Source organism: Actinopolyspora lacussalsi subsp. righensis (assembly GCF_900116555.1).
Taxonomy (GTDB): Bacteria; Actinomycetota; Actinomycetes; order Mycobacteriales; family Pseudonocardiaceae; genus Actinopolyspora; species Actinopolyspora lacussalsi.
The window spans coordinates 121,170-139,445 of sequence record NZ_FPAT01000007.1 but is presented as its reverse complement, the minus strand read 5'-3'; the positions used below and the strand labels follow the sequence as shown (position 1 = coordinate 139,445).

Sequence of the window (18,276 nt, the reverse complement as noted above, 5' to 3'; positions counted from 1 at the left end):
AGCAGGATGTCGGAAACACCGCGCCACGAGGTGATCGTCATCGGCGGTGGCCAGGCTGGGCTCGCGGCGGGATACTTCCTGCGCAGAGCGGGCGCGGACTTCGTGATCCTCGACGAGCGACAGCAGGGCGGCGGGGCGTGGCAGCACATGTGGCCCTCGCTGCGGCTGTTCTCCCCCGCGCCGCACAACTCACTGCCCGGCTGGCCGATGCCGCCACAGCCCGGCGCGGAATTTCCCACGGTGGACCACGCGGTCGAATACCTGCGGGAATACGAACGCCGCTACGAACTGCCCGTGCGACGACCGGTACGGGTCGACGGGGTGCGGCGAACCAACGGCGAATTCCTCGTGGACACGGACGCGGGCCCGTGGTCGGCCAAGGGCTTGGTGAGTGCCACCGGAACCTGGCGCGCGCCTTACGTGCCCGCGTATCCGGGCATGGCCGGTTTCACCGGCACGCAGTGGCACACCTCCTCCTACCCCGGCCCGGAGCCGTTCCGGAGACAGCGCGTGCTGGTGGTGGGCGGTGGCAACTCGGCGGCCCAGATCCTGGCGGAGCTGTCCACGGTCGCCGACACCACCTGGGTGACGCGCCGAGCTCCCCGGTTCATGCCCGACGAGGTGGACGGCCGGGTGCTGTTCGACGTGGCCACCCGGAGGCTGTCGGGCGCGGCGAACGGTGTCTCCGAACTCGGCGACATCGTGATGGTCGACAGCGTGCGGGAGGCCCGCGAACGCGGCGTGCTGCACGCACTTCCGATGTTCGACGGGCTCACCCGACGTGGCGCGGCATGGGCGGGCGGAACCGAGCGGGAGTTCGACAGCGTCGTGTGGTGCACCGGGTTCCGGCCCGCCCTTCGGCAACTGCGTCCACTGGGGCTGCGCGGACGGCAGGGTCGCATTCCCACCGAGGGAACCCGCAGTGTCGAAGAGCCGAGGTTGCATCTGCTGGGCTACGGCGAGTGGACCGGTGCCGCCTCGGCCACCCTGATCGGCGTGGGCCGCACCGCCCGGACCGCTGTCGCGGAACTGACCGCCGAACTCGACGGCTCACCGGAACAGCGCTCCACCGTCACGGGGCGGAGCGGCTGACCTCGCGCCTCCCCGCCCCCGTGGGCCACACCGGTATCCACCACCGAACGGCGGACGACGGGACGTACCGGATCGCCCGGGCGGCGGTCTCAGCCGGTGTGGTGGTCACCGGCTCGCGAGCTACCCGGCGCCGTTCGGCTGTGCCCCGCGGTGGGCACGGTTGCGGATACCGAGCACCACAGAGGCCAGCAGCGCGGCCAGCACCGAACCCAGCAGCACGGCGACCTTGACGTTCTCACCACGTTCACCGGCGCCGAAGGCGAGTTCACCGATCAGCAGCGAGACGGTGAAACCGATTCCCGCGAGCAGCGAGAGACCGATCAGGTCCCACCAGGACAGGTTGGCGTCGAGCTGGGCCCCGGTGAACTTGGCCATCAGGAACGTCGCACCGAAGATGCCGACAAGCTTGCCGAGCACCAACCCCGCCATCACCGCGGGAACCACCGGATCCGCGAAGGCGGTGGCGATGCCACCACCGCCGAGCGAAACCCCGGCCGCGAACAGCGCGAACAGCGGTACCGCCACCCCTGCCGAGATCGGGCGCCAGCGGTGTTCCAGGTGCTCGGCGGGTCCGGGTTCGCTGCCACCCCGGCCCAGCACCGGAACCATGAAGCCCAGCAGCACACCGGCGATGGTGGCGTGCACTCCGGACTCGTGCACCAGTCCCCAGGCCAGCACACCGAGCACCAGCAGTACCGGCCACCACGGACCGCGCAGCCGCACCAGCAACGCGAAAGCCACTATCGGCAGCACGGCCCCCAGCAGCGGCAGCGGATGGAAGTCGTCGGTGTAGAACACGGCGATGACCGTGATCGCCAGCAGGTCGTCGACCACCGCGAGCGTCAGCAGGAAGGCGCGCAACGCGCTGGGCAGGTACTTGCCGACGATCGCGAGCACGGCCAGCGCGAAAGCGATGTCGGTGGCCGTGGGGATCGCCCAGCCACGCAACGCGTCACCGCCCGCTGTGGAGGCGATGGCGAAGAAGAACAGGGCGGGGACGATCATTCCCGCCACGGCCGCCACCACGGGCAGCACGGCTCTTCGGGGATTGCGCAGTTCACCCACCACGAACTCGCGCTTGAGCTCCAGGCCGACCACGAAGAAGAAGATCGCCAGCAGCCCGTCCGAGGCCCAGTGCTTGAGGTTCAGGTCCAGCCCGAGGAACTCCCCACCCGGCCAGGGGACGAACTCGGCGGCAGTCTTGTACGTCTCGCCCCACGGCGAGTTGGCCCAGAGCAGCGCGAGCACCGCGGCCACGAGCACCAGCACACCGCCGACGGTCTCCGTGCGGAGGATGTCGGCGAGGGTGCGCTTCTCGGCATCGGGGGTGGGGGCGAACAAGCGTCGCACCGGATTGCGCTGCGGCTCCTCGGGCCGCGAGTCCTGGGGTCGGGAATGCTCCTGCGGGGAACTCCCGTCCTGGGAATTCCCGCCCTGGGAGTCCGCACGTGCTTCGTCACGCTGGGGATCGGTCGCCATCAACACGTCCTGTTCGGGTCGTCCATCAACTTCCCGCCGACCAGTCTTCCCGGCACACCATTTGCCTGATTTTACGTGCTGACGCTGCGTTCACACTCGACAGCGATACGAGACAACAAAGAGGGAGCTCTCCGCGGGCAGCTCCGTGACCAGGGAGTAGCACCGGAACGAAGCGCACTGGGGACTGGGGGTCACTCGCGTGAACGCGGGGAAACCACGTCAACAGTGATCGTTGTCACCCGGTAGTGACTCAGCCGAGTTCGGCCGGATGAGCGTGCACCGTGGCACCGGAAAGCCGGGGCAGCTCCCGGTGCAGGTCACGCTCGGCCTCGTGCGCGATCTCGTGCGCCCGGTACAGCGTGAGTTCCGCGGCGACACCGAGTTGTACCTCGGCGTGCAGGGCGTGCCCGATCCAGCGCAGCCGCACCGCCTCCACCGCACGCACATCCGGATGGGTGCCCAGCGCCCGGTAGGCGGTGTCGGTCAGTTCCGGCGCCACCGAGTCCATCAACCGCGCCAGAATCCGCTTGGCAGCCGACCAGGTGACCATCGCGATGGCCAGCCCGATCAGCAGACCTACCAGTGGATCCAGCAACGGCCACCCCAGCGCCGCCCCACCGGCGGCGAGCACCACGCCGAGCGAGGTGAACGAGTCCGTCCTGGCGTGCAACCCGTCCGCCACGAGCGCGGCCGAACCGATCCGGTGGCCGGTGCGGACGCGTATCCGAGCGGCGAGCTCGTTGCCGCAGAACCCCACGCCACCGGCCAGCGCTACCAGCAGCGGATCACCGATGCCGGCGGGGCCGAACAACCGGTGCGCGGACTCGACCAGTGCGGCCACCGCCGAACCCGCGATCACCAGCACCACGATCACCCCGGCAACGTCCTCGGCTCGGCCGTAACCGTAGGGGAAGCGACGGTTGGCGGGTCTGCGCGCCAGCAGGAACGCCGCCGCGAGCGGGACGGCGGTGAGCGCGTCGGCGATGTTGTGCAGCGTGTCGGACAACAGCGCCACCGAGCCGGAGAACCACAGCACCCCGGCTTGCAGCGCGGCGGTGGCGGTGAGCACCAGCAGCGAGAGCCACAGGGCGCGCATTCCCGCGCGACTGCCCTCCAGCTCGGTGTCCACCCGTTCGGCGGGATCGTGCTCGTGAGGCAGGAGGAAGTGCCCGAGCCGGTGGAGCAGTCCCCGCGCGAGAGCCGAACGCGTGGCGCGTGGTCCGGGCGGGGAACCGCTCCGCCCGACCTGGCCATGACCGTGGTCGTGGGAATGGTTTCCGCTCATCGCCTGCCTCCGATACTCGCCGTCGCGGTGAGCACGGCGGAATCGTAGCCGCACAACCCCGCACGCGACGACGGCGCAGCAGCGGAAATGTGGCAACAGCGGAGCGGCTCGGCGTCAATTTCTCGCGAAATCGCCGCGCCCGGGGCCGAAGCGGAGCGGGGCTCCGACAACGAAAAACCCCGCGACGACGAAAACCCCGCCCGGCGGGACTCGCCGAGCGGGGTATCACTTCGAGATTCGCGCGGTCACCGGGACCGCAGTGGAGGTGCCGGGATTCGAACCCGGGTCCTCTGTCGCCTCACCAAGGCTTCTCCGTGCGCAGTCCGCTCTGTCTCTACTCGACTTCACCGGTCACGCGAACAAGCCGGTGTGACAAGCCCAGTCGCTGTGCGATGTCCCGTTCAGTCCCGCGACCGAACTAAACGGTGAGTCCCCTAACCGATGCCGGGGTCCGGGTCGGAGACTTACCCGGTCCGACAGAGTCGCTACTCGCTCAGGCGGCGAGTGCGAACTCGCGCTGACTCTTGTTGTCGGCGCTTGTTAATTTACGGCGACGCTTTACGGTGGTCTTCCGCCTGCACCGGCACGCTTCCCTTGGCTCAACGGCCAGAGTCGAAACCGTTCACCCCCGTGTTTTGTTACTAAGCAACCTGTTGTGCAACAGTCCGCCCCCACCGGGCCTCGCCCGGACGGAGCCGTATCCAACATCATAACGTACGACTCCCGCCCGATCACTCCCGGTCCGGCGGATCGGTTCGCGAAAAGTTCCGCGGGGCGAACCACCGGTTCACGGACCGGCAATCACGATCCGGTCAACCGCATCCGAGCAACCGTGCGGGCGTGTCGTGCAACACCGCACGCAGGAACGGTATTCCCAGCCGCTCCTCGGCGGCGGCCCAGCCGGCCACGGCTGCCAGCTGCTCGGCGTAGGGATAGGGAATGTTCGGGAAGTCGGAGCCGAGCACCACCCGCTCCGCCACCGGCACCAGCCGGTCGGCCCAGTCCGAGGGCAACGGCGCGAACCGCTCGCTGAAGACGACACCGACCATCGTGGTGTCCAGGTAAACCCCGGGATGATCCCGCGCCAGCTCCAGCGCTCGCCCGTACTCGGGCATACCGGCGTGCGCCAGCACCGCCACCAGCCCCGGATGGCGTTCGAGCACCTCGGCGAACACGTCCATCCCGGTGAACTCCCCGCGCAGCGGACCGTGACCGCAGTGCACCACCACCGGCACCCCGGACTCGGCCAACAACTGCCACGATCGCCGCAGCAGCGGGTCGCGCGGGTCGAACCCGCCCACCTGGACGTGCACCTTGAAGCAGCGCGCCCCGCCTTCCAGGGCGGCGGCCACGTACTCGGCGGCCCCGGGTTCCGGATACATCGTGGCGGTGGGCACGGCACCGGCAGTGGTGCGGCCGAACTCGAGCGCCCAGCGGTTGAGCCACTCGGCCATACCCGGTTTGTGCGGATACACCAGCGGCGCGAACACGCGCACCCCGAGGCCGGACAGCACGTCGAGCCGGGTCGGCTCGTCGAAGCGGTACCGGATCGGCCACTCGATCCCGTAGTGAGTACCGGCCAGGTCGAAGTAGTCCCAGACCTTGCGCAGCACGCGCTCGGGCAGGAAGTGCGTGTGCAGATCCACCAGCCCCGGCAGGCCGAGGCCGGCGAGCCAGTCCGGAACCTCCTCGTCGGACGACGGCCCCTCGAGCCCGCTCACCGCGGGCAGCCGAACGCCGCGTGCGCCACCCGATCCGAGCGCGACCGATCACACGGGAGTCGTCCGCCTAACGGCATCTCAGCGCATGCCCTTCCGGTGCTGGCCGATCGCCCGCGCCATCTCACGCTCGGCGTCGCGCTTGGCCATGTCCCTGCGCTTGTCGTGGATCCGCTTACCTCGGGCGAGTGCCAGCTCGACCTTGGCCTTGCCGTCGGAGAAGTACAGCGAGAGCGGCACCAGGCTCAGCCCGCTCTCCTTGGTCTTGCCAAGCAGTCGTTCGATCTCGTCGCGGTGCAGCAGCAGCTTGCGCGAACGACGCGGGGCGTGGTTGGTCCACGTTCCCTCGGTGTACTCGGGGATGTGCACGTTGCGCAGCCACACTTCGCCCCGGTCGATCGTCGCGAAGGAGTCGACCAGCGAGGCTCGGCCCTGACGGAGACTCTTCACCTCGGTTCCGGTCAGCACCATGCCGCCCTCGTAGGTGTCCAGCACCGTCCAGTCGTGCCGCGCCTTGCGATTGCGCGCGATCAGGTTGTGGCCACGTTCCTTTGCCATACCGGCGAGCATAGCGCTGCGTCCGACGAGTGGACCACGTGGTTTTCGCACGCGGCACGGCCCGGACCCCGGCGCCGAACGCCGAGGCACCGAGCCGCGAAACGAGCGATCCTCAGATCCGCACGTACAGCCGCAGGGTGAGATACCCGGTCAGACCGGAGATCGCCGAGGCCACCAGCACCAGGATCGGTGCCACGAAGGCCACGTCGGCGTAACTGACCGGGGTCAGCAGGTCGGCGTTGGTCAGCGGCTTCATCAGCCCGTCGAGGAACGCCTCCTTGAGCACCATGAGCAGCCCGGTCGCCGCGACGGAACCGATGATGCCGGATACCATGGCCTCCAGCAGGAAGGGCAGCTGGGTGTACCAGCGGGAAGCGCCCACCAACCGCATGATGCCCGTCTCGGTACGGCGGTTGAACGCAGAGAGCTGAATGGTGTTCGAAATCAACAGCAGCGCGGCGAACGCCTGCAACGCCGCGATCAGGAATGTCCCGTCACGCACGTCGTTGAGCTTGTTGACCATGTTCCGCACGAACTGGGACTGGTCGTTGATCGAACCGATGCCGGTACGTCCCTCGAACTGCTCCTTGATGGCCCGCGGCGTGACGTTGTCGCCCAGCTCGACCCACAGGGCCGCGGGCAGCGCCTTGGGGCGAACCAGTTCCCGCAGCTGCGGCTGGTTCGAGAACTCCTCGGTCGCCCGCTCGAAGATCGCCTGGCGGTTCAGATACTGCACCGACCGCACGCCGGAGGCCTGCTCCAGCTCGGAACGGATCCCCGAACAGGGATCGTTGGCGCACTCGGGATCGTTGGCACTGACGTCCTCGTTCATGTAGACGACGACGTCTGCCGCGTCGCGCAGCGATTCCTGGGCCTGATCCACCTTGCGGACGACGATCAGGCCGCCACCGAGCAGGGTGAGGGAAACCGCCGTGGTCAGGATCATCGCGATCGTCATCGACACGTTACGACGAAGGCCGTTGACGACCTCGCTGGATACGAAGCTCGCGCGCATCTTGAGTCAGCTTTCGGTGCGGTCTGCGACTTGGGGTTCGGGGCTGCCCTTGCGTGCGGCGGGCTCAGCGGCCCACGCCGTACACACCGCGGGCGTCGTCACGGATGACCTGGCCGTGACTGAGCTCGACGACCCTCCTACGCATGGAGTCGACGATCGAGTGGTCGTGCGTGGCCATGACCAGCGTGGTTCCGGTGCGGTTGATGCGCTCCAGCAACAGCATGATGTCCTGGCTGGTGTCCGGATCGAGGTTTCCGGTGGGCTCATCGCACATCAGCACCAGCGGCCGGTTGACGAACGCCCTGGCTATGGCGACCCGCTGCTGTTCACCACCGGACAGCTCGACGGGCATCCGGTCCGCCTTGCCGTCCAGACCGACGAGCTGCAGCACCTCGGGAACCACCTTGCGGATGGTGTGCCGGGGTTTTCCGATCACTTCGAGGGCGAAGGCGACGTTGCCGAAGACGGTCTTGTTGTTGAGCAGGCGAAAGTCCTGGAACACACAACCGACCCGCTGCCGCAGCTTGGGAACGCGCCGTCTCGGCAGCTTGGCGACGTTCCAGTCGGCGACGATCACCCGGCCTCGGGTGGGGACTTCCTCCCGCAGTAGCAACTGCAGGAACGTGGACTTGCCCGACCCGGAGGGGCCGATGAGGAATACGAACTCGCCCTTGTCCACGGACACCGAGACGTCGTCGAGTGCGGGGCGCGCCAACGTCTTGTACGTCTTTGACACGTGTTCGAGCCGGATCACGGGCAGTGAGCTTACCTGCGACCACCCGGGGGGCCTTCACTCACCCGTACCATTGGTTGCACTCGGCCAATTACCATGCGCGCTTTTCGAACGCGGGGAAAGACGCGAGCGGCTCCGGACCGCGCAGGCGGCGGAGAGCGCGCCGGGAGGCAACCACCGGAACCGCCCACGCGGGAAGGAACTCCACGGCATCCGAGCCGCCGGGGCCGCGGGGACCCGCGCGGGCAGGTTACGACCGGTGGCTCGCCGAGGCGGCGCGACGAGCTCGGATCAGCTCTGCTGTTCCTGGTCGTGCTGCTGCTTGCGCCACCGGATACCGGACTCCAGCAGCCCGTCGATCTGCCCCTCGAGCACCGACTCCGGGTTTCCCACCTCGTAGCCGCTGCGGAGGTCCTTGACCATCTGGTACGGATGCAGCACGTAGGAACGGATCTGGTTGCCCCAGCCGGAACCGCTGCTGTCCCGCAGCGCGTCGAGCTGGGCTCGCTCCTCCTCCCGCTTGCGCGCCAGCAGCTTGGACTGCAACACCCGCATGGCCGCTGCCTTGTTCTGCAGCTGGGACTTCTCGTTCTGGCAGGAAACCACGATCCCCGTGGGGTGGTGGGTCAGCCGAACCGCCGAATCGGTGGTGTTGACGCTCTGCCCACCGGGGCCGGACGAGCGGAACACGTCCACCCGGATGTCCTTCTCCGGGATCTCCACGTGGTCGGTCTCCTCGACCACCGGCAGTACCTCAACACCCGCGAACGAGGTCTGCCTGCGCCCCTGGTTGTCGAACGGCGAGATACGCACCAAGCGGTGGGTGCCCTGTTCCACCGAGAGGGTGCCGTAGGCGAAGGGGGTGTCCACCCGGAAGGTCGCGGACTTCACGCCCGCCTCCTCCGCATAGGAGGTGTCGTAGACCTCGGTCCCGTACTCGTGGCGTTCCGCCCACCGCAGGTACATCCGCAGCAGCATCTCGGCGAAGTCGGCGGCGTCCACGCCACCCGCTTCCGCCCGGATGGTGACCATGGCGGAGCGCTCGTCGTACTCGCCCGAGAGCAGGGTGCGGATCTCCAGATCGGCGAGATCCTTCTTGAGCTGGCCACGCTCCTGCTCGGCCTCGGCGACGCTGGCGCTGTCGTCCTCGTTCTCACCGAGTTCGTAGAGCACTCCGAGGTCTTCGAGACGCTGTCGAAGCCCGGTGATCTTGCGCAGATCGCTCTGCTTGTACACGAGCTGACTGTTGATCCGCTGGGCGTATTCGACGTCGTCCCACAGGTCCGGGCGAGCCGCTTCCTCCTCCAGCTCCGCGATCCGGGCCCGCAACGCATCGAGATCCATGACTCGCTCGATGCCCTCGAGGGTTTCGGACATGTCCTTGAGCTCGGCGGCGACGTCGGGGTTCACGGTTCCCCAGCCTACTTCACAGCTTCACGGCCACGGACGTGGACCGGCGGTCCTTTTTCCGAGCTCGGACCTCACGCGAAGGTCATTCGGGTATCGCGTCGAGCATCTTGATGACCGCACGGTTGTGCGCCACCGAGAAGTCCGCCGCGGCCTTCTCGTAGGGGTCCTCGGCCACCTTGGCGGCGTTCTTGGCCTCGTTGAGCTTCTCGACGTACTGCTCACGGGCCGAGGTGACCAGGTGGTCACGTTGTTTCGCGGTGAGCATGCCGGCATAGCGCAACCGCAGCAACAGCGGACTGCGCACGTTGTCCGGTCCCGGTTCGGTGTTCAGCCACGACTTGAAGGCACGCTTGCCCGCCGCGGTGATGATGTACTGCTGGCTGGAGCGGGGCCCCTGTTTGCCGAGGCGCAACATGCCGTCCTCGGCCAGCGCGGGCAGTTCCCGGTAAACCTGGCTGCGGGTGACGCTGAAGAACCCGCTGAACCGGTCGGTGGCCGCGGCCACCAACTGTCCCCCGGTCATCGGCCCCTCGTGGAGAAGTCCCAGCAAGGCTGCGGATGTCGCATTCAGGTCGGTCACGGCTCCTACGGTGCCACGGCACTGACAGGCTGTCCACAATGGCCGTATGCCGTGTCCGAAACAGCAGCGCAACCAGGGGGAGCGGTGAACACGCAACGCATCCAATTCGGCGCACGGAACCACTGTCGCGACCCGGATTCACTTCCATCGCGGCTTCATCCCCCGGGAGCAACCAATTCGTGTACTCACTGTCCGCTGGACAGGGTTAATTTTTAACTCGAAATGGGTAAATCTGGTTGAGATGCTGCGTAAGGCCCGCTGTTAAGGGCACCCTTCACACTGACCGGCAGTGTAACGGAGCCGGGCACTGCGACGGGGACGTACGGGACGGACCCGCCGAGCTAGGGAGGTAACACCGTGCATCGGAGTCTGCTGCGGACCAAGCTCGCCCAGAGCAGGACCAAGGTGGCGAGCAAGGTTTCGGAACGGGCGAAGTCGATGATGCCGATCCAGGTGGAGAATCCGCACAACTGCATAGTGTGCGGCCGCAAGATGCGTGCCTTCCGCGGCGGGAGCAGCGAGGGGCGGGTCTGCTCGCCCAACTGTGCCCGCAAGTGGGCCGACGGCTGACTGACGTTTTCCTGTCGTGTTGACTGATCGACGTGGGTCTTGCCGGTGCCGGGAACGTCGGAGAGCCCCAGCCAGCCGATCATCCGCGGGTTCTCCCGCGTCGCGCTCTCGCGAGGACGGCCCGACGTCGTGTAGGCCGCTACCCGATGTCGGGCCCCCGGAGCGAGAGCCGGCGGGAGGTTCCGCCGAGCGGCAACCCGCCAACCCGACCGGAAACCTTCGATGAGGCCGACGGGCACGAGATCCGGGCTCGGCGATGCGCGGGCCCGGAAACCGTGGGAACCACTTGTTCGTGTCCGGTGTCATCCAGCCCGCGTAATCCCGGCCCGTACAGCCCGGCCCGCGTGTCGCCTACCGGCGTCCGGCATCGACTCCGACAGCGGCCTACCGACCGCACTCGGTATCTGCCCGCGTGAGGGATCCCTACGAGAGCGCGCCCGAAGCGGCCCTACGAAACGCCTCGCGAAGGGCCGGGGTCCGCGAACACGATTCGGCCCCCGGAGCCGTGCTCCGGGGGCCGATCTCAGTAGCGGGGACAGGATTCGAACCTGTGACCTCTGGGTTATGAGCCCAGCGAGCTACCGAACTGCTCCACCCCGCGCCGTGTTTCGTTGTAGTTGCAACTCTACACCGCCGCCCGCGACCGCCACACAGGGGGGTGCTCAACCGATGATCCCCTCCGCTCATCAGCGGTTTCTCGCTCCATCAGGCAGGGGAGCCCCCTGGTGCCGGGTGACGGACCGACAAGCGTGTGTGGCTTCGCGTCCGCCCGGGAGGGATGCCGTAACCCGGACGTGGTCCGGCTCGTGACACTCCCGCCCCGGTTCCGAAAGAATCGCGGACCGGGACCAAAAGAGCCCCGGCCGAAGTCCCTGACGGGGCGAACCACAGCCGGACGAAAAATCGCCCCCTTCCGGGATTCCCGGAAGGGGGCTTTCTGGTAGCGGGGACAGGATTCGAACCTGTGACCTCTGGGTTATGAGCCCAGCGAGCTACCGAACTGCTCCACCCCGCGCCGTGTTTCGTTGTAGTTGCAACTCTACACCGTGGTCACCCACCCCCTGCGCGGGGGTGGGTGTTATCGCGTTTTCGCTTGTCACGGAGCGGTTGGATCGGAACCGGGTGGTCGTCCGACCACCCGGTTCCCCGCTACGGATCAGCCACCGTCGCCGGTGACCTCCTCGTACCGGTTCATGGCTTCCTCCAGTCGCTGGAACGCCTGACCCAGCTGGCCGAGGTCACCGGAGTTCTGCGCGGAACGGACCTCTTCCATCGCGGCCTGCACCTCCTGCACGGCCTGGTTCACCTCGGAGCTGTTCTGCTGCCCCTGACCGTTGCCCTGCTGCTGGTTCTGGTCGCTCTGCTGATCCTGGTCGCCCTGCTGTTGCCCCTGATCGCCCTGCTGTTGTCCTTGGTCGCCCTGCTGCTGCCCCTGACCGTCCTGCTGCTGGTTCTCGTCCTCGGCGGTCTCGGTGTTCTGCCCCGCACCGGGACCGAACACCTGCTCCAGCGAGCCCTGCAGCGTATCGGCATAGCCGACGTTGTCGCCGTAAGAGGTCAGCACCCTGGCCAACTGCGGGTAGGAGTCCTCGCTGTTCGGTCGGATGTAGATCGGCTCCACGTAGAGCATCCCGCCCTCGACCGGCAGGGTCAGCAGATTACCGAACATCGCCCGGACCCCGGGGTTGTCGAACAGCGTCCGGTCCTCGGTGACCTTCGGCGTGGACTCCATCTGCCGCTGTACCTGCACCGGTCCCGGCGTCTGGTTTTCCGTGGGCAGCTCCAGCATGGTGATCTGGCCGTAGGTCTCGGGATCCGAGGAGGCCGAGATCCACGCGGACAGGTTCGGGCGTTCCAGCGCGGTCATGGCACTGGTCAGCTGGAAGGTCGGCCGGTTCTGCGTGGGTGCCTGGGCGATCACGTAGAACGGCGGCTGCTTCTCACCGGAACCGCTGCGCTGGTCCTGGTTGGGATCGTTGGGGACCTCCCAGAAACCGCGGGTGGCGTAGAAGTCCCCCGGGTCGTCCACGTGGTACCGGGCGAGCAGCTCGCGCTGCACCTTGAACATGTCGGCGGGATAGCGGAAATGCTGCCGCAGCTCGTCACTGATCTCGCTCTTCGGCTTGACCACACCCGGGAAGACGCCCTTCCACGCCTCCAGCACCGGATCCTTGTCACCGAACTCGTAGAGCGTCACCTCACCGGTGTAGGCGTCCACGGTGGCCTTCACCGAGTTGCGGATGTAGTTGATCTGCTGGTCGGGCTGAGCGACGTTACTGGTGGAGTCACTGGCCGCCTGCCCGAACGAGGTCAGCTTGGAGTAGGGGTAATTGTTCAGCGTGGTGTAGCCGTCGACGATCCACTTGATCTTCCCGTCGATCACGGTCGGATAGGGATCGCCGTCCAACTTGAGCCACGGGGCGACCTTCTGCACCCGCTCCCGCGGATTGCGGTTGAACATGATCTGCGACTGCGAGCCGATCTCCTGGTTGAACAGGATGTTGCGCTCACCGTAGTTGGCCGCGAACACGGCACGGTTGAACCAGTTCCCGATGCCGACGCCACCCTCACCCTGGTAGGTGTAGCGCGAGTTCTGCGTGTCGTACTCCTGCGGCTCCTCACCCTGCTCGGCACCGACGATGGCGTAGTCCTGGTTCAGCTCACCGTAGTAGACCCGGGGCTGCTCGACCGGGATCTCGCCCTCGCCGTCGTTGGAGACGTCGCTCATCGAGAACACCGGGTAGGCACCGGTGTCGCCTCCTTCACCGGGCACCGAGCTGACGCGGTCGGCGGGTGCGCTCACGAAACCGTTGCCGTGGGTGTAGACCATGTGCCGGTTGATCCAGGACTGCTGGTTCTCGGCCAGGCCATCGGTGTTGATCCCCCGCACGGCGACCAGGTAGTCCTGCAGGTCGCCGTTCTCGTCCCGGTAACGGTCGATGTCGAGTTCTTCCGGGAACCCGTAGAAGTTGAACTGCTGCTGCAGCTGGGTGAACGTCTCGGAGAGCAGGCTCGGGTCGAGCAGTCGCACGTTGGAGACGGTGCCGGTGTCCTCGGCGACGTCCTCCGGAGTTACATCGGAGCCGCTCGAACCGGAGTCGGAGCCGGAGCCGGAGTCACCAGAGTCCGAGCCACCGCCCTGCGTGTAGTTCTCGCGAACTGTCACGTCCTCCTTGCTGATACCGAAGGCCTGCCTGGTGGCGGCTATGTTGCGCTCGATCGAGGTCGCCTCGCGCTGGTTGGCGTTGGGTTCGACCGAGAACTGCTGCAGCAGTGCGGGCCACAGCGCGCCGATGACCAGACTGGACAGCACCAGCAACACCGTCGCCAACGCCGGAATCTGCAGGTTGCGCAGGAACACGACGGCGAAGAAGGCCAGGGCGCAGATGATGGAGATGCACAGCAGGATCACCTTCGCGGGCATCACCGCGTTGAGGTCGGTGTAGCTGGCACCGGTGAACAGCTCACTGCGCTGCGAAAGCAGCAGATCCCAGCGGTCGAAGAAGAAGTCGACGGCCTTGAGCAGCACGAAGATCCCGGCCAACAGGGCGAGCTGGATCCGGGCGGGCTGCGAGATCTGCCCGGACCTGCCCGCGAGCTTGATGCCACCGAAGATGTAGTGCACGGCCAGTGCGCCGAAGAACGACAGCGTGACGGCGATGAACGCCCATGCCAGCAGCCAGCGGAAGAACGGCAGCTGGAAGATGTAGAGGCTGATGTCGTGGCCGAAGACCGGGTCCTCGGTCCCGAACGGGGTGCGGTTCAGGAACAGCTGCACCATGCGCCAGTCACCGGTGGCGGCCAGACCACCGATGGCACCGACGATCGCCGGGATTCCGATGCCGAACCACTTGGACCGCTGCGTGATGACGGTGCGGTACCGCATCAACGGGTCGTCCTGCCCACTTCCGAGCGGCACGAACACGGGTCTGGTGCGATAGGCCAGCCAGAGGTTCAACGCCAGGACTCCGGCGAGGAAAACGGCCGCACAGACGAACAACACGATCCGGGTGAGCACGATCGTCGTGAAGATCCCCCGGTAGTCGATACTGCCGAACCACAGCCAATTGACGTATGTCCCGATCAGGCGTGATCCGACTATCAGTCCTACCAGCACGACCGCGCCCAGGATCAGAAGGATCCGGCTTCGCCGGGACAAATTGGGTACTCCTACCGGCCTCGTGGCCACAGCGCACTCCCTGGTGACGATCCGCGGGCAACGGGGCCGGGTCACCGGTGCGACCCGGGCTCCCGTGCGGACAACTCTACGACCTCGTCACGAGATGGTGGGACGCGCCCGCGAATTCGCATCAAACGGACATCCCGCCCAGCGTGGGATCACCAGGTGGAAAGGTGTGCCGATCACCTGCGACGAGCGCTGTCACGGGGATCGAACCGGGAGGTCTCGGCGGTGCGACGATGGGCGAATGTCGTCCGCTATCACCGAGGAAATGACCGCGGGGTTGCCCGCGGTGGCACGCGAGATCGAGCAGTTCGTGGCTTCGGAAGGCTGGGAACGGCCGGCCAGAATGTTCGCGCTGGTCGATACCGCGGAGCTGCTGGAGGCCGAGCCCGGCCTGGCCGAACAGCTCAACACGAGTTCGACACTGACGCCGGTGGAGCAGGAAGAGCTGCCCGGCAACGACATCGGAGAGGCCCTGGCTGGTATCGGCTGGCCGGAACGGGTACTGGGCTGCGCGCTGGTCCAGGAGATCGTGGTGTTGCCCCCGGAGGCAGAGCAGGAGCTCCCGAGCGAGGACGACGCCGCGCGGAGCGCCGCCGCGCAACATCCGGAACGCCGGGAAGCACGGCTGGTCGCCGCCGTACTGCGCGGCGGAACGCAGACCTGCCTGCTGCGGTTGCGCAACAAGGATCCCGAGGTCGACGACGGCTTCGACGGTGATCCGGAGCGGGAGGAGGGTGAGCTCGTCGAGGACAGCGCTCTGGCACCGAACCTGCTCAACGCGATGCACGCCACCTTCGAGGAGTGACGTTCCGTCGGGGATCCGAGGCCGGTGAGCGCCACTTCGGATCCTGATCGCACGGCTGTCGGCACCCGGATCCCACCGGGTGCCGCGCCGAATCAGCAGCGCGGGGGTGTCTCCCCCGCCCGTACGGACTCGAGCGCGTCGACCGCCTCGTCGAGGGTTCCCACCTCGATCAGCCGCATGTCCTCGGGGGCCTGGGACTCGGCCGCGGCGCAGTTGCCCTCCGGAACCAGGAAGATCTCGGCGCCCGCCTCGTGGGCCTTGGTTATCTTGAAACCGATACCGCCGATGCGGCCCACGTTGCCCTGCGAGTCGATCTCACCGGTGCCCGCGATGAACTTGCCGTCCGTGAGTTGGCCCGGGGTGAGTTTGTCCACCACGGCCAGCGAGAACATCAGCCCGGCTGAGGGGCCACCGATGTCGGGCAGCCTGATGTCGACATCGAAATCGACCCGCGGACGCAGCCCGGGTTGCACACCCAGGAACCCCTGGGAGCGGTCGTCCGGCGGTTGCGCGAGCCGGATGGTGGTCCGCTGCGGCTGCTGCTCGTGTCTGAACCGGATGGTGACCCGCTGGCCCGGCTCGATGCCCGACAGGGCGTCCACCAACGACCGCGGGTCGCTCAGCTCGGTGCCGTTCGCCGCGATCAGCTCGTCCCCCGGCTGGATCACCCCTTCGGCGGGGCTGTCGGCGACTATCTCCTCGGCGACGAGCTCGGTGGGGTAACCGAGATGACGCAGCGCCGCGGTCTCGGCGGCGTTCTGCGAGTCGCGGAAAGCGCGCGTGTTGGTCCGTTGGACCTGCTGCTCGGTCTTGTCCGGCGGGAAGTAGAGCTCGCGGGGCGCCAGGGCGTAGTCACCGCTCACCCAGAAGGTCAGCGCGCTGAAGATCGACAGCTCGTCGGTGACCGAGACGGTGGTCATGTTGAGGTGGCCATCCGTCGGGAAGGTCTTCGTACCATCGATCCGGACTACCTGCCTGCCCTGTGAAGAGCCGAGCGTGTCATGGGTGGGCCCGGGTCCCAGTGCCACGTAGGGCACCGGAACGAAAACTCCCAGCAGCCCGAAGACCACGACCAGAACGACACTCGTAAGCAGGGTCCAGGTACGGCGACTCACAGCACGACACCCTACGTGCCGCACACTGACGGCCGGCGGGCGACTTGCGTGGCGCCCGAGATGTGGAGTTCGGCGGGGACGATCTCGAGCCCAGGCTGGGACGATCTCGAGTCGGGTGACGACGATCTCGACACCACGTTCGCCCTCGGCGAGCGGCCGACCGCTCACCTACTGCCCGCCCGCCTGTTCCGCGTACGGTGGAACCATGAGTGATGTGCCCTTCGGGTTCGGCCCCCAAGATCCCGACAACGAGGAACCCGATGATCGCAACAGGGGCGACTCATCGGACGGTGGCTCCGGGGGCGGCGCCGGCTTTTCCGGAGGAGCGGGTTCCTTCCCCGGCTTCGGCGGGATGCCGGGTCCCGGGGGCATGCCCGGTTCCGGCGGTATGCCGAATTTCGACATCAGCGCGCTCGGCCAGATGCTGACCCAGCTCGGGCAGGCCCTCAGCCACTCCTCGAGTGGCGATTCGGGGCCGGTCAACTACGACCTGGCCAAGCAGCTGGCCCACCAGCAGCTGCAGAGCAACAAGCACACCGAGCGACCGACCCAGCAGCAGACCAAGGCCGTCGAGGACGGCATCCAGCTCGCCGAGCTCTGGCTGGACCCCACGACCGCCTTCCCGACCGGTACGCACGTGGTGCGGTCCTGGTCGGCAGGCGACTGGGTGGACAACACGCTGCCCACTTGGAAGCGGCTGTGCGATCCGGTGGCCGAGCGCGTCTCCGAGGCGTGGCTGGAAGCGCTGCCGGACGAGGCCAAGCAGGCCGCGGGGCCGATCGTGTCCATGCTCGGCCAGATGGGCGGGCTGACCTTCGGGTCCCAGCTGGGCAACGGGCTGGCACAGCTCGGCGGTGAAGTGCTCACCTCCACCGATGTGGGGCTTCCACTCGGCCCGGACGGGACGGCCGCGCTGCTGCCCGCCAACATCGAGCGTTTCGGGAAGGGCCTGGATCGCCCCGCCAGTGAGGTGACCGTCTTCCTGGCGGCACGGGAGGCCGCGCACCACCGGCTGTTCAGTCACGTGCCCTGGCTGCGGCAGCGGTTGCTGGCGACCGTCGAGGAGTACGCACGCGGTATCCACATCGACACCTCCTCGCTGGAGGACCTGGCGAGCAAGGTCGATCCGAGCGACCCGAACTCGATGCAGGAGTTGATGAACTCCGGCATGCTGGAACCGCGAACCACCGACGAGCAGCAGGCCGCGCTGACCCGGTTGGAGACGCTGCTGGCCCTGGTCGAGGGCTGGGTCGACGTGGTGGTCGCCGACGCGGTCGGGGAACGACTGCCCGGAGCCGACGCGCTCAGCGAGACGGTGCGGCGCAGGCGTGCCACCGGCGGACCCGCCGAGCAGACCTTCGCGACCCTCGTGGGACTGCAGCTGCGTCCGCGTCGGCTGCGGGCGGCGGCATCGCTGTGGCGGCTGCTCACGGAACGGCACGGTGTCACGAGCCGTGACCGGGTCTGGGATCACCCGGATCTGTTGCCGGACGGTTCCGATCTGGACGAGCCGCTGGACTTCGCCGATCGCTGGGGACAGAGCAACGAGGATCTGGACGATCCGATCGCGGCCATTCGACGGGCCGAGGCCGCCGAGCAGGCGGGCGAGTCCGGTTCGGAGGATTCCACCGGCGAGGAACGCGGCGAGGACGACGACCGCTGATCGGCATCCCGGCCCTGTTGCCGGGCTCGGCCGCCCCGCGGCCGGGTACTCGCTCCGTCGGAACCGA

General features: G+C 67.4%; 14 protein-coding genes, 2 tRNA genes and 1 other RNA gene. 4 read left to right on the top strand and 13 right to left on the bottom strand.

The features are described from left to right. Positions 1 to 6 precede the first annotated feature (6 nt). Complete coding sequence (locus BM394_RS14070; protein WP_092978593.1) at positions 7 to 1,092, top strand: ArsO family NAD(P)H-dependent flavin-containing monooxygenase; 1,086 nt, start codon at positions 7 to 9, stop codon at positions 1,090 to 1,092. A gap of 120 nt (positions 1,093 to 1,212) precedes the next feature. Here the strand turns inward: BM394_RS14070 and nhaA are convergent, their stop codons facing one another. The 9 genes from nhaA to BM394_RS14025 form a co-directional block, all read right to left on the bottom strand. Then, positions 1,213 to 2,571 carry a Na+/H+ antiporter NhaA gene (gene nhaA / locus BM394_RS14065; RefSeq protein ID WP_092978950.1) on the bottom strand — a complete coding sequence of 453 codons (1,359 nt, stop codon included), beginning with the start codon at positions 2,569 to 2,571 and terminating at the stop codon, positions 1,213 to 1,215. A 250-nt stretch (positions 2,572 to 2,821) separates the two neighbouring features. After that, positions 2,822 to 3,856 carry a cation diffusion facilitator family transporter gene (locus BM394_RS14060; RefSeq protein ID WP_092978587.1) on the bottom strand — a complete coding sequence of 345 codons (1,035 nt, stop codon included), beginning with the start codon at positions 3,854 to 3,856 and terminating at the stop codon, positions 2,822 to 2,824. Positions 3,857 to 4,113: 257 nt separating this feature from the next. Next, positions 4,114 to 4,486: a transfer-messenger RNA gene (ssrA, locus tag BM394_RS14055) on the bottom strand. A 182-nt stretch (positions 4,487 to 4,668) separates the two neighbouring features. After that, the gene (locus tag BM394_RS14050) at positions 4,669 to 5,586 is read right to left on the bottom strand and encodes an amidohydrolase family protein (RefSeq protein ID WP_092978585.1); all 918 of its coding nucleotides are present in this window, start codon (positions 5,584 to 5,586) and stop codon (positions 4,669 to 4,671) included. A gap of 69 nt (positions 5,587 to 5,655) precedes the next feature. Further along, positions 5,656 to 6,132, bottom strand: a complete 477-nt coding sequence (gene smpB / locus BM394_RS14045) for an SsrA-binding protein SmpB (protein ID WP_092626091.1) — start codon at positions 6,130 to 6,132, stop codon at positions 5,656 to 5,658. A gap of 112 nt (positions 6,133 to 6,244) precedes the next feature. Continuing rightward, positions 6,245 to 7,147: a permease-like cell division protein FtsX gene (gene ftsX, locus BM394_RS14040; protein WP_092978583.1), complete on the bottom strand. Its 903-nt coding sequence runs from the start codon at positions 7,145 to 7,147 to the stop codon at positions 6,245 to 6,247. Positions 7,148 to 7,211: 64 nt separating this feature from the next. Next, positions 7,212 to 7,901, bottom strand: coding sequence for a cell division ATP-binding protein FtsE (gene ftsE, locus BM394_RS14035; protein WP_043578170.1), 690 nt, complete (start codon positions 7,899 to 7,901; stop codon positions 7,212 to 7,214). A gap of 270 nt (positions 7,902 to 8,171) precedes the next feature. After that, entirely contained in the window at positions 8,172 to 9,290 is a 1,119-nt protein-coding gene (gene prfB / locus BM394_RS14030; RefSeq protein WP_092921996.1) for a peptide chain release factor 2, read from the bottom strand. An 82-nt stretch (positions 9,291 to 9,372) separates the two neighbouring features. After that, positions 9,373 to 9,813: a PadR family transcriptional regulator gene (locus tag BM394_RS14025; protein ID WP_207227672.1), complete on the bottom strand. Its 441-nt coding sequence runs from the start codon at positions 9,811 to 9,813 to the stop codon at positions 9,373 to 9,375. Between the two features lie 414 nt (positions 9,814 to 10,227). Between BM394_RS14025 and BM394_RS14020 the strand changes: the two genes are divergently transcribed. After that, positions 10,228 to 10,440, top strand: coding sequence for a hypothetical protein (locus BM394_RS14020; RefSeq protein WP_092978580.1), 213 nt, complete (start codon positions 10,228 to 10,230; stop codon positions 10,438 to 10,440). Positions 10,441 to 10,967: 527 nt separating this feature from the next. On the opposite strand, the gene BM394_RS14015 is transcribed toward BM394_RS14020, so the two are convergent. From BM394_RS14015 to BM394_RS14005, 3 genes are all read right to left on the bottom strand, one after another. Further along, a tRNA-Met gene (locus tag BM394_RS14015) sits at positions 10,968 to 11,041 on the bottom strand. A 337-nt stretch (positions 11,042 to 11,378) separates the two neighbouring features. Continuing rightward, positions 11,379 to 11,455 (bottom strand) — tRNA-Met (locus tag BM394_RS14010). Positions 11,456 to 11,596: 141 nt separating this feature from the next. Continuing rightward, a complete protein-coding gene (locus tag BM394_RS14005) occupies positions 11,597 to 14,629 on the bottom strand; it encodes a UPF0182 family protein (protein ID WP_092978578.1) in 3,033 nt (1,010 codons plus the stop codon). A gap of 238 nt (positions 14,630 to 14,867) precedes the next feature. Between BM394_RS14005 and BM394_RS14000 the strand changes: the two genes are divergently transcribed. Then, positions 14,868 to 15,431: a PPA1309 family protein gene (locus BM394_RS14000; RefSeq protein ID WP_092922005.1), complete on the top strand. Its 564-nt coding sequence runs from the start codon at positions 14,868 to 14,870 to the stop codon at positions 15,429 to 15,431. 92 nt (positions 15,432 to 15,523) lie between these two features. On the opposite strand, the gene BM394_RS13995 is transcribed toward BM394_RS14000, so the two are convergent. Beyond that, positions 15,524 to 16,546 (bottom strand): YlbL family protein, encoded by a 1,023-nt coding sequence (locus BM394_RS13995; protein ID WP_092978576.1) that lies wholly within the window; start codon positions 16,544 to 16,546, stop codon positions 15,524 to 15,526. A 205-nt stretch (positions 16,547 to 16,751) separates the two neighbouring features. Here BM394_RS13995 and BM394_RS13985 point away from each other — a divergent pair, with 205 nt between their 5' ends. After that, the gene (locus BM394_RS13985; RefSeq protein ID WP_092978572.1) at positions 16,752 to 18,209 is read left to right on the top strand and encodes a zinc-dependent metalloprotease; all 1,458 of its coding nucleotides are present in this window, start codon (positions 16,752 to 16,754) and stop codon (positions 18,207 to 18,209) included. Positions 18,210 to 18,276: the final 67 nt, after the last annotated feature.

Coding starts and splice junctions, on each gene's coding strand:
- BM394_RS14070 (WP_092978593.1), top strand. CDS start 7: ATGTCGGAAACACCGCGCCACGAGGTGATCGTCATCGGCGGTGGCCAG.
- nhaA (WP_092978950.1), bottom strand. CDS start 2,571: ATGGCGACCGATCCCCAGCGTGACGAAGCACGTGCGGACTCCCAGGGC.
- BM394_RS14060 (WP_092978587.1), bottom strand. CDS start 3,856: ATGAGCGGAAACCATTCCCACGACCACGGTCATGGCCAGGTCGGGCGG.
- smpB (WP_092626091.1), bottom strand. CDS start 6,132: ATGGCAAAGGAACGTGGCCACAACCTGATCGCGCGCAATCGCAAGGCG.
- ftsX (WP_092978583.1), bottom strand. CDS start 7,147: ATGCGCGCGAGCTTCGTATCCAGCGAGGTCGTCAACGGCCTTCGTCGT.
- BM394_RS14025 (WP_207227672.1), bottom strand. CDS start 9,813: ATGACCGGGGGACAGTTGGTGGCCGCGGCCACCGACCGGTTCAGCGGG.
- BM394_RS14000 (WP_092922005.1), top strand. CDS start 14,868: ATGTCGTCCGCTATCACCGAGGAAATGACCGCGGGGTTGCCCGCGGTG.
- BM394_RS13985 (WP_092978572.1), top strand. CDS start 16,752: ATGAGTGATGTGCCCTTCGGGTTCGGCCCCCAAGATCCCGACAACGAG.